The 10,904-nt window shown below is 70.0% G+C and carries 11 protein-coding genes; 3 read left to right on the forward strand and 8 right to left on the reverse strand.

Annotated elements, in window-relative coordinates:
• Nucleotides 1-581: orotidine-5'-phosphate decarboxylase (pyrF, locus tag RTU05_RS14695; RefSeq protein WP_312599098.1), on the reverse strand; the 581-nt coding region annotated here is incomplete at its 3' end.
• Nucleotides 582-667: 86 nt separating this feature from the next.
• Here pyrF and RTU05_RS14700 point away from each other — a divergent pair.
• A complete protein-coding gene (locus RTU05_RS14700; RefSeq protein ID WP_292022681.1) occupies nucleotides 668-1,363 on the forward strand; it encodes a MarC family protein in 696 nt (231 codons plus the stop codon).
• 4 nt (nucleotides 1,364-1,367) lie between these two features.
• On the opposite strand, the gene RTU05_RS14705 is transcribed toward RTU05_RS14700, so the two are convergent.
• Nucleotides 1,368-1,766: a metallopeptidase family protein gene (locus RTU05_RS14705; protein ID WP_312599099.1), complete on the reverse strand. Its 399-nt coding sequence runs from the start codon at nucleotides 1,764-1,766 to the stop codon at nucleotides 1,368-1,370.
• A gap of 128 nt (nucleotides 1,767-1,894) precedes the next feature.
• Between RTU05_RS14705 and RTU05_RS14710 the strand changes: the two genes are divergently transcribed.
• Nucleotides 1,895-4,216, forward strand: a complete 2,322-nt coding sequence (locus RTU05_RS14710) for an ATP-binding protein (protein WP_312599100.1) — start codon at nucleotides 1,895-1,897, stop codon at nucleotides 4,214-4,216.
• On the opposite strand, the gene RTU05_RS14715 is transcribed toward RTU05_RS14710, so the two are convergent.
• Entirely contained in the window at nucleotides 4,213-5,856 is a 1,644-nt protein-coding gene (locus tag RTU05_RS14715) for a M28 family metallopeptidase (RefSeq protein ID WP_312599101.1), read from the reverse strand. The genes RTU05_RS14710 and RTU05_RS14715 overlap by 4 nt on opposite strands.
• Before the next feature lie 37 nt (nucleotides 5,857-5,893).
• Complete coding sequence (locus RTU05_RS14720; RefSeq protein ID WP_312599102.1) at nucleotides 5,894-7,099, reverse strand: TIGR03862 family flavoprotein; 1,206 nt, start codon at nucleotides 7,097-7,099, stop codon at nucleotides 5,894-5,896.
• Nucleotides 7,100-7,163: 64 nt separating this feature from the next.
• Here RTU05_RS14720 and greA point away from each other — a divergent pair, with 64 nt between their 5' ends.
• Nucleotides 7,164-7,643: a transcription elongation factor GreA gene (greA, locus tag RTU05_RS14725; RefSeq protein ID WP_312599106.1), complete on the forward strand. Its 480-nt coding sequence runs from the start codon at nucleotides 7,164-7,166 to the stop codon at nucleotides 7,641-7,643.
• A gap of 3 nt (nucleotides 7,644-7,646) precedes the next feature.
• On the opposite strand, the gene RTU05_RS14730 is transcribed toward greA, so the two are convergent.
• The 4 genes from RTU05_RS14730 to RTU05_RS14745 all read right to left on the reverse strand — a co-directional run.
• A complete protein-coding gene (locus tag RTU05_RS14730) occupies nucleotides 7,647-8,060 on the reverse strand; it encodes a helix-turn-helix transcriptional regulator (protein ID WP_312599103.1) in 414 nt (137 codons plus the stop codon).
• Nucleotides 8,061-8,076: 16 nt separating this feature from the next.
• The gene (gene lnt / locus RTU05_RS14735; protein WP_312599107.1) at nucleotides 8,077-9,678 is read right to left on the reverse strand and encodes an apolipoprotein N-acyltransferase; all 1,602 of its coding nucleotides are present in this window, start codon (nucleotides 9,676-9,678) and stop codon (nucleotides 8,077-8,079) included.
• A 51-nt stretch (nucleotides 9,679-9,729) separates the two neighbouring features.
• Entirely contained in the window at nucleotides 9,730-10,176 is a 447-nt protein-coding gene (gene ybeY, locus RTU05_RS14740) for an rRNA maturation RNase YbeY (protein WP_312599104.1), read from the reverse strand.
• The coding region (locus RTU05_RS14745; protein ID WP_312599105.1) for a PhoH family protein at nucleotides 10,173-10,904 on the reverse strand (732 nt) is incomplete at its 5' end. The genes RTU05_RS14745 and ybeY, both read right to left, overlap by 4 nt.

Genomic DNA, 10,904 nt, shown 5'->3' on the forward strand with positions numbered 1-10,904 from the left:
TCCAGCGCCGCGCCGACCGGCCGCACCCCCGGCGTCACGATCAGAAAGTCCGGTCGTCCCGCCGCAGCGGCCAGGGCGCGGACGCGCGTCGCCTCGTGCGGGCTGGAGACGACGCCGTCGATCCCCGCATCCAGCGCCTGGCGCACGCGCAGCTCCACGAGGTCCACCGGCGACAGGCTGTGGTCGTCCGCCGCCAGATCCTCGGCCGTCAGACTGGTCAGGACGGTCACGCCCAGCACCTTCAGCGTCGATCCGTCAGCGCCGCGCCGCGCCGCCGCCATCACCTGGGGCCGCGCATGGACGGTCAGAAGATCGCAGCCGGCTCCGGCCAGATTGGCCGTCGCCTTCTCGACCGTCGCGCCGATGTCGTGCAGTTTCCAGTCCAGGAAGACTTGGCGCCCCTGGGCCTTCAGGTCGCGCGCCAGGTCCATGCCGCCGGCCGCGAACAGCTGCAGCCCGATCTTGTAGAAGCCGACCGCATCGCCGATCCGCTCGACCAAGGCGGCGGCCTCGTCGGTGGTCGGCACGTCCAGGGCGCAGATGATCCGCGAGTCGGGGGCCGTAACTGAGGTCTGGGTCATCGACGGACTCGCGCTTAGCGGCTATGCCGGACGACCAAGGGGCGCGTCGGCAAGCGGCGTGGACGGATTGAAGGCGAGGGCAGGCGATGAACGCAGTCGATTTGGGTGTCAACCTGTTCGTGACCCTGTTCGCCCTGCTGGACCCGATCGGCAACCTGCCGATCTTCGCGGCCGCCACGGCGGGGGCCACGCTGCGCCAGCGGATTTCGGTCTCGGCCCTGATCTGCGCCTTCGCCACCGTCTTTCTGGCCTTCTTCCTGTTCACCGGCCTTGGCCTGCTTCAGTTCTTCGGCATTTCTCTTGCCGCCTTCCGTATCGCGGGGGGCATATTGCTGCTGTTCCTGGGGCTGGACATGGCGCGGGGCGATTTCCTGGCCATGTTCGCCGACAAGGACGCGCTGAGCGACGCCAAGGACGTGCGCGGCTATGCGCGTCGGCGGTTCCAGCGGCTGGTCGTGCCCTTCGCCATTCCGCTGATGATCGGGCCGGGCGCCATTTCGGCGGTCATCATTCAGGCGGGCGAGGCGGCCAAGCTGGGCTATGCCGGGACCATGGGCTCGCTGGTCGCCATCGCGGCCGCCTGCGCCGTGTCCTTCGTCTGTTTCGCCCTGACAGGGTCGCTCAGCCGCCTGCTGGGCGAGGTGGGCATGGCCATCGTGGTCAAGGTGCTGGGCCTGATCCTGTGCGCGCTTGCGATCCAGTTCATCCTGCTGGGCCTGGGCGAGGCGATCCCCGGCATGATTTCAGGCGCGGTGACGACCCCCTATCCGGCGACGAAATAGGTCTTCAATCCGCCTCGTCCTCGATGGCGTGGATGTCGTCGTCGGTCAGGCCCAGATGGTGGCCGATCTCGTGGATCAGGACGTGGGCGATCAGTTCGGCGATCCCCACGTCGCCGCGCTCGCACCATTCGTCCAGGATCGGACGGCGATAGAGGAAGACCCTCGACGGCTCGGCCGCCGGGCCCAGGCTGTCGCGCCGGCCGATGTCCACGCCATGATACAGGCCCGTCAGTTCGAACGGATCCTCGATCTCCATTTCCGCCAGCGTCGCCTCGTCGGCGAAGTCGTCGATGCGGATGACCACTTCGCCGGCGGCGTGACGGAAGGGGGCGGGCAGGGCGTCGAACGCCTGGCGGGCCAGGCGGGCGAAGTCGTCGAGCGAGGGGGCGATGGGGTCGGTCATGACCGCGATATCGCCGCGCCGGCCGCCCTTCGCAACGGGGCGCGATGCCGCGATCACGAGACTGCCGCATTTTCGCGCAGTTGGCGTTATGGTTAGCGAATCGCGGCGAGAAATCTCCAGGAACACGAATGGCCGAGGCCGACATCGCCTATGTCGCCACTGCAGGCGCAGCCGGACTGGCCATGGCCGTCAGCGCCTGGGCCCTGCTGATGCGCGGCCGGCTGAACGCCGCCGCCGACGACGCCGAGCGCGAACGGGTCGAGGCCCTGGCCAGCCTGGGCCGCCACGACGCCATGCTGCGCGCCTTCGACGACGTCAGCCTGGCCCTGACGCCGGACGGGCAGGCGGCCGGGGCGCCCATCGGATCGGCGGAGCTGGTGGCGCGGCTGGCCGAAGACAGCGACGACGTGGGCGCCGCCGTCCTGGCTCGCCTGAGACAGACGCATGGCGCCCTGATCGACGCCCTGGTGCAATCGGGCCAGGCGTTCGAAGGTCTGGTCGCACTGGACGATGTGGAGCCCTGGCGGATCGAGGGGCGGGTCGCGGGCGGGGCGGCCTGGCTGCGCCTGTCGCCGGCCTCGCGCTTCACCCTGACCGGGGCGGATGCGACCGAGAGCGGCCTGGCCATGCTGGGCGACGCCTCGCCCACTCCGACCTGGGTTGTGGACGGCGCGGGCAAGCTGGCCTGGGCCAACCGCGCCTGGCTGAACGCGACAAACGCCCAGACCCTGGAGGCCGCCATCGAAAGCGGCCTGGCGTTCGATCGCGGGGCCGACGCCCTGGTCGCCGAGGCCAGCCGGCTGGGCGTGCGTCAGGAAGGGTTCCGCTGGACGACCGGGGGCGGCGCCCGGCGCGCCTGGCGCATCATCGCCGAACCCGCGGGGGGCGGCGCCGTCACCGCCTTCGCCATCGACGTCACCGAGGCGGAAGAGACCCGCGACACCCTGCGCCGCCATGTCGAGGCCCATGACGAGACGCTGAACCACCTGGCGGATGCGGTGGCCATCTTCGGCCCGCAGAAGCGGCTGGCCTTCCACAACACCGCCTTCCAGACCCTGTTCGACATCGACCCGGCCTGGCTGGACGAACGCCCGACCCACGCAGAACTGCTGGACCGCCTGCGTCAGCGCCGCAGCCTGCCCGAGGTGGTCGATTACGCCGGGTGGAAGGCGCACGAGCTGGACTTCTATGGCGCGTCCGAGGCGTCGCCGGACGACAGCTGGTCCCTGCCGGACGGGCGCACCCTGCGCGTGGTCCGCCAGCCGCACCCGCTGGGCGGCATCCTGCTGATCTTCTCGGACATCACCGACGAGCTGAAGCTGCGCAGCCGGTTCAACGCCCAGATTCAGGTTCAGCGCGCCACCCTGGACAAGCTGAACGACGCGGTGGCCGTGTTCGGCTCCGACGGCCGTCTGCGTTTGCATAACGAGGCGTTCGAGACCTTCTGGAGCCTGTCGGCCGAGCGGATCGCGACCCTGGCCGATTTCGACGCCCTAGCCGAACTGTGCAAGGCGGTCCTGCCCGATCCGGCCCTTTGGCTGGGGCTGAAGGCCCGCGTCGCCGATCCCGATCCCGAAAGCCGCGTGGCGATCTCGGGCGAGGGGCGCACCGTGGACGGCCGCGTCGCCGCCTGGCAGACCCGCCCCCTGCCGGACGGCGCGACCTTGGTCGCCTTTTCCGACGTGACGGCGCGGCGCGGACTGGAACAGGCCCTGGTCCAGCGCGAACAGGCCCTAGCCGAAAGCCAGGCGCTGAAACGCGAGTTCGTCGGCAGCGTCTCCTATGAACTGCGTACGCCGCTGACGACCATCGTGGGCTATTCCGAACTGCTGGAGACGATGGGCGACCTGCCGGACCGCAGCCGCCAGCACGCCGGCGCCATCCGTGTCGCCGCCAGCCAACTGGCCCGCTCCATCGACGACGTCTTGGACATGGCCCAGATCGACGCCGGAGAGATGGAGTTGTCGCTGGGCGACCTGCGCGTCTGCGATCTGCTGACCGAGGCGGGCGAAAAGGTCCGCGCCCGGATCGAGGGGCGCGGCGCCGGCCTGACGATCAGCTGTCCGACCGATCTGAAGCCGATCCGCGCCGATCAGCATCGGATCGGCCAGGCGCTGGATCACCTGCTGGAGAACGCCGCGCGGGCGGTGTCGGACGGCGGGTCGGTGATGCTGAAGGCCGAGGCCGGTCCGTCAGAGGTCCGCCTGACGGTCTCCGACACCGGGCGCGGCATCCCCTATCACCTGCAGGCCCACGTCTTCGACCGCTTCGTGCGGCGAGAGCGGGGCGGGCCGGGCGTCGGCCTGGCCCTGGTCAAGGCGTTGGTCGAGCTGCACGGCGGCTGGGCCGAGGTGGAGAGCGAGCCGGGCAAGGGCGCCGCCTTCATCCTGCACCTGCCGCTGGGCGCCGCGACCACCGCCGCCGCGCCCGAGCTTCAGCTGGAGCTTTAACGCCGCGACGCCTTGGACGCATCGCGCGCCGGTCCGAACTCGGCGCCCGCATTCCATTCCGGCCATTGGTCGCTGTCGGCCAGTTCGCGCCCGACCGCATAGATCAGGGCCACATCGGCGGCGGCCGCGTCCATCGTCCAGGTGTCGTCCCATTCGTCCGTGGGCTGATGGTAACGATTCTGGACATAGTCGCGGCTGGCCGCGCTGGCGCCGGTGAAGCCCGCCGCCGGGAACAGGGCCGGCACGCCCTTCAGGGCCAGGGGGAAGTGGTCGGAGCGGTAGAAGGCGCCGGCCTGGGGCGCCGGATCGGCGATCAGGGTGCGGCCGGCCTGCGTCGCGTGGCGGGCCAGCACCTCGTCCAGCTGGTTCTTGCCCTTGCCGATGACGACGACATTGGGGTCGATCTCGGTCCCGGGCAGCAGGCTGTCGACATTGATGTTGGCGACCGTAGTCTCCAGCGGCCAGACCGGATTGGCGGCGTAATAGGTCGAGCCCAAGAGGCCCGCCTCTTCGCCCGACCAGGCGGCGAAGACGACCGACCGTTTCGGGCGCGGTCCCTCGGCGAAGGCATGAGCCAGCTCCAGCAGGGCGGCGACGCCGGTCGCATTGTCCACGGCGGCGTTATAGATCTTGTCGCCCTGGGCGTTCGGCGTGCCGACGCCGTAGCCGTCCCAGTGGGCGCCGTACATCACCGTCTCGTTCGGGCGTTCGGCGCCGGGAATGCGGGCCAGGACGTTCCTGGTCTCCACCCGGTCGGCGATCTGGCCGAAATCGACGCTCATCGTCAGGCCGGGCAGGACTACGGGTTTGAAGTCGGCCTTGCGGGCGCTGTCCTTCAGGGCCGCGAAGTCCAGACCGGCGGCGGTGAACAATTCCTCGGCTTTGGCGCGTTGAATCCAGCCCTGGAAGGGTGCGCGTTCGGCGTCGGGGTCGGCACGCACGATGTCGAACTTGGCCGCCGCCGACGAGTTCTGCAGCGTCGACCAGGGATAGCCGGCGCCCGCCGTCTCATGCACCACCAGGACGCCGGCCGCGCCGCGACGTCCCGCCTCCAGAAACTTGTAGGTCCAGCGGCCGTAGAAGGTCATGGCCTGGCCGTCGAACTTGCCCGCCACCGGCTCGCCGTCGGCGGCCTCGAAATCGGGGTCGTTGACCAGGACGACGATGACCTTGCCGCGTACGTCCACGTCCTTGAAGTCGTCCCATTGGCGCTCGGGCGCCGTCGCGCCGTAGCCGACGAAGACCACCGGCGCGTCGGTCACGGTGATGTGGTTCGCCGGCCGGTCGCTGGACACCAGCACGTCCGGCCCGCGCTGCAGGTTCAGGGCGCGGCCCCCGACATGGGCGGTCACCACGGCCGGGCCGTCCTGGCGCGTGCGCGACAGATGGGCGACCTGGACGAAGGCGCCGTCCGGCCCGCCGCCCTGGGCCCCCGTCGCGCGGAACTGGTCCACCAGCCAGGCGACGGTCTTCTCCTCGCCGGGCGAGGCGGGGGCGCGGCCTTCGAACTCGTCCGAAGCCAGCACGCGAACCGCCTGGTTCATCCGCTCGGCGTCGATCGCCGGCGCCTGTTGGGCCAGGGCGGGCGTACAGGCCATCATCAGGGTCAGGGCGGAAACGGCGGGGAGGGCGTGGCGCATCGAGAACTCCGGATCGAACCGGCCGACCCTGCCCGTCTCAGCCCTGGCTGTCGAGCCAGTCGATCACGCCCTGGGCCGCCACGACGCCCGAGGCGAAGCTGGCCTGGAGCAGATAGCCCCCCGTCGGCGCCTCCCAGTCCAGCATCTCGCCGGCGACGAAGACGCCCGGCCGGTCGCGCAGCATCAGCCGCGCGTCCACGCCGTCCAGCTGGACACCGCCGGCCGAGGATATGGCCCGCTCCAACCCCTGCACGCCGCTCAGGATCAGGGGCAGGGCCTTGATCCGCTGGGCCAGGGCGCGGGTATCGGTGGGCGGCCGGCCGACTTCATGCAGCAGGGCGACCGCCGCCGCTTCCAGCCCGGCCGTCTTGCGCAGATGGTTCGACAGACTGGCCTTGCCGCGCGGCCGATCCAGCCGCGCGGTCAGGCGCGCCATGTCCATGTCGGGCTTCAGGTCAATCAAGATTTCGGCCTGACCCGCCGTCTCAATCGTGTCGCGCAGAGCCGCCGACAGGGCATAGACGGCCCCGCCCTCCAGCCCGTAGCCGGCGATCATCGCCTCGCCCCTGACGGATCGGTCGCCGTGGCTGAGGGCGATCCCCTTCAGCGGCTGACCGGCGAACCGTTCGCGAAACAGCGGCGACCAGGCGACGTCGAAACCGACGTTGGCGGGCCGAAACGGCGTCGTCGGCGCATCCAGCCACGCGGTCCAGGCGCCGTCCGAACCCAGGCGCGGCCAGCTGGCGCCGCCCAGGGCCAGAACCACGGCGGCCGGCCGTTCCAGCCGCTGGCCTTCCGGCGTCTCGAACGCCAGCGCCCCGTCCCGCCATCCGGTCCAGCGCGAGCGGGTTCGGACCTGGACCCCCAGCGCCTCCAGCCGCGCCAGCCAGGCCCGCAGCAGCGGCGACGCCTTCATCGCCTTGGGGAAGACCCGACCGCTGGAGCCCACGAAAGTCGGCTGGTCCAGCCCCTCGACCCATTGCGTCAGGTCGGTCGGCGAGAAGGCGTCGATCCAGCCGCCGACAGTCGCCTGGGCTTGGCCATAGCGGCCGACGAACCGCTCGGACGGCTCGGAATGGGTCAGGTTCAGCCCGCCGCGTCCGGCCATCAGGAACTTGCGCGCCACAGACGGCATCCGGTCGTGGACCACGACGCCCAGCCCGGCCTGGGCCAGCCGTTCGGCCGCCATCAGCCCGGCCGGACCGGCGCCGACCATATGAACCTGTCTGCTGGATTCGTTCATCGCCTCGCTTTGCCCGGTCGGCTCGGCTCTGGCTATAGGCGCGGGCGTCGCTATGTTCCGTACCATGAGCGTCGCCTTCACCCGAGAAGAAGATCTTGAGGCCACCGCCGCCGATCTGGCGGACCGCCCGATTTCGCCCCATCCCAATCTGGTCACGCCGCAGGGCCTGGCCCTGATCGAGGCCGAACTGGCCTCGGCCCGCGCCGCCTATACAGCCGCCCAGGTGCAGGGTTCGATCGAGAGCGACCGCACCGCCATGGCCCGCGCGACCCGCGACCTGCGCTACTGGTCCGCGCGACGCGCGTCGGCCCAGCTGGTGGAGCCGGGCGAGGACGAGGGCGTGGTGCGCTTCGGCGGCTCCGTCACCATCGAACGTGACGACGGCCGCACCCAGACCTGGCGCATCGTCGGCGAGGACGAGGCCGATCCGGCGGCCGGTTCGGTCAGCCACGTCTCGCCGCTGTCGCGCGCCGTCATGGGCCGCCGCGTCGGGGACGAGGTGCAGGTGGCGGGGCAGGCGGCCGAGATCACGGCCGTCGGCTAGGCTTCAGGCGTGGTCGTCCGCGCCTTCATCCAGCATTTCGCGCATGATCTGCACGACCGCCTTCTGCTTTCGCAGCGGCAGGCGGGGGGCAAGTTTGGCGATCTCCAAACTCTGTTTGGTCATCGGGAAGTCGTGGTCGAAGCCGGGCGTCGCAGCCTCGGCCATGCCGGGTTGCTTAAGCGGAACGCCGTCGAAGAAGAAGGCGATCTCCTCCTTCATGAACTGGGCGATTTCGAACAGCTTGGACGCCGAAACGCGGTTCGTGCCCTTCTCGTATTTCTGCACCTGCTGGAAGCTGACACCGACCGCATTGGCCAGGGCGGTCTGGGTGAGACCCAGGTTCAGCCGCTTCTCCTGGACGCGACGGCCGACATGGCGATCCACGGGATGGATGGTCTCTTCCTTGTCCTGCGCCATTGTCCTCGCCCCCGCCTCAGATCACCGACTGCCCCGTTCTTACTTTAGATCGCAGGGTCAGCGGCCACAAGCATAGAGCGAGCATAGCCATTAGGGCCAGCGCCAGCGGCCAGTCGCCGAATCGGCCATAGGGGGTGACGCCGGTCGGGCGGGGCAGCGGCGCGTCGATCACCCCCATCACGCCCGGCTCCAGCCTCTGGCCGTCCACGATCCGGCCCCAGGGGTCGATCATGGCTGAAATGCCGGTCGGGGTGGCGCGCGCGATGGGCAGGCCCGTCTCGATGGCGCGATAGCTGGCCAGGTTCAGATGCTGGCGCGGGCCGGATGTGGCGCCGAACCAGGCGTCGTTGGACGCATTGACGATCCAGTCGGGACGGCCCGCCGCGCCGGGCGTGAAACCGGGATAGAGGCTTTCGTAGCAGATCAGGATCTGGGCGCGCGGGGCGCCGGGGATGGAGATCGGCTCCGGCCGCGGTCCCGCCGAGAAATCGCTGGGCATATGGACCAGGCTGCGCAGACCGATGGAGGTCATGATCGACCCCAGCGGCAGATATTCGCCGAACGGCACCAGCCGGTGCTTGTCATAGACGGCGGCGACCCGCAGGCCCGCCTGACCCTCGCCGGACAGGGCGAACAGGCTGTTGTAATAGCGGGCGCTGTCGGGCGCCGTCGGGTCCACCTCCCCGCGCGCCAGGCCGACCAGCAGGGTCTGGCCGGGGCCCACGGCGGCGGCGATGGCGCGGGCGTCTTTTGATGCAAAGACGTCGTTGGCCGAGGCGGGCAGCGATCCTTCAGGCCAGACGATGACATTGGGCGCGCGACCGTCCGGCTTGACAGTCGGCTGGGCCGTCAGCCGCACATAGCGGTCGACGATGGAGCGATAGGTCTCGGGCGACCATTTCGTCTCCTGTTTCACATCGGCCTGAACCAGCCGCACCACCGTGTCGGTGAACTGCAGGTCCGACTGGGCCAGTCGCACGGCGCCGAATACGCCGACCGAAATCAGGGCGAGGGCGCCGAGGCCCGCCGAAATCAGTCGGCTGCGCTTCAGGCCCGGCCCGATCAGGGGCGCAAGAGCCGATGTGGCGGCGACGGTGATCAGGCTCAATCCATAGACGCCGACGACCGAGGCGAACTGGGACATGCCGCCGCCCGCCTTCCAGGTCGCCCCCGCCGGGTTCCAGGGAAACCCGGTCAGCACATGGCCCCGCAGCCATTCGGCGGCGCAGAACAGGGCGGCGAACAACAGGACCCGCACCGACCCAAGGGGTGCGAAACGCCGATAGAGGGCCGTCGCCGTCCCCCAGAACAGGCCCAGGCCCGCAGGCAGCAGGCTGGCCGCAAAGGGCGCCATCCACGCCTGTTCGGGATTGACGAAAAAGGCCTCGGCCACCCACCAGCAGCCGACGAAGAAATAGGCGAACCCGGCCAGCCATCCCATCCAGAAGGCGCCGCGCACCGTGTCGGACCGTTCCGACAGGATCATCAGCAGCGGATAACCCAACAGACCGATCAGCACCCCGAACGGCGGATGGGCGAAGGCCGTCCCCGCGCCCGCCAGCAGGGCCAGGACGATACGGATCAGCCGCCAGGTCAGGGCGCGCTTCTTGTCGGGCATGGCGCGGATGGGGGCGGCGAAACGGTTCAGCAGGGCGTCGGGAAACATCGGTCAGTCCTGCTCGGCGGCATAGGGATCGGCGACACCGATCCCGGCCAGGATTTCGCGCTCCTCGGTCTCCATCTCCTCGGCCTCGGCGTCTTCCTCGTGGTCGCGGCCCAGCAGATGCAGCACCCCGTGGACGACCAGATGGCTCAGGTGGTCGGACAGGGTCTTCTTCTGCGCCACGGCTTCCTCGGCGCAGACGCCATAGGCCAGGACGATGTCGCCCAGATGCGGCGCAGCACTTTCGGGCGCCGGGAAGGACAGGACGTTCGTTGGCCTGTCCTTGTGACGGAAGCGGGCGTTCAGGTCGCGCACCGCCTCATTGTCGGTCAGCAAGACGACGACATCCCCCCGAACCGTTCCAAGAGCCGCCGTCGCCGCGCGCCGAACCACCGCCTCGACCTCGGGCAGGGCGGCGGACCAGTCGTCCGCCTCGACTTCGATCTCGATCATGCCGGGTCTTCACGGTCAGGGGCAGGGCGTCCGCGCGCGGCGTCGGCGTCATAGGCGCGCACGATCCGCTCGACCATGGCGTGACGCACCACGTCAGAGGCGTCGAACTTCAGCACCCCCACGCCCTCGACCCCGTCCAGAATCCGCAGGGCGTGGGCCAGGCCGGAATCGCGCGGGTTCAACAGGTCGATCTGCGACGGGTCGCCCGTCACCACCATCCGCGCGCCTTCGCCCAGACGGGTCAGCACCATCTTCATCTGCAGGCGCGAGGTGTTCTGCGCCTCGTCCACGATGACGAAGGCGTGGCTCAGGGTGCGGCCGCGCATGAAGGCGATGGGGGCGGCTTCGATCTCGCCCTTGTCGCGGCGACGCTGCACGTCTTCGGCGCCCAGGATGTCGTTCAGCGCCTCCCAGATCGGGGCCAGATAAGGATCGACCTTTTCGTTCAGGTCGCCGGGCAGAAAGCCCAGCTTCTCGCCCGCCTCGACCGCCGGGCGGGTGATGACCAACCGGTCCACCTGTCCGCGCCGCAGCAGGGACGCGCCGTAAGCCGCCGCCAGGAAGGTCTTGCCGGTGCCCGCCGGCCCGACGCCGAAGGTCAGTTCGCACCGGCCCAGCATATCCAGATAGGCGGCCTGGGCCTTGGTCTTGGGCACGATGGCGCCGCGCTTGCCGCCGGGCAGGGACACGCCCGCCGCCGCCATGCCCGGCGTTCCTCGCCCTCCGCG

Origin of the sequence: Brevundimonas sp. (assembly GCF_032017145.1) — a bacterium.
GTDB lineage: Bacteria > Pseudomonadota > Alphaproteobacteria > Caulobacterales > Caulobacteraceae > Brevundimonas.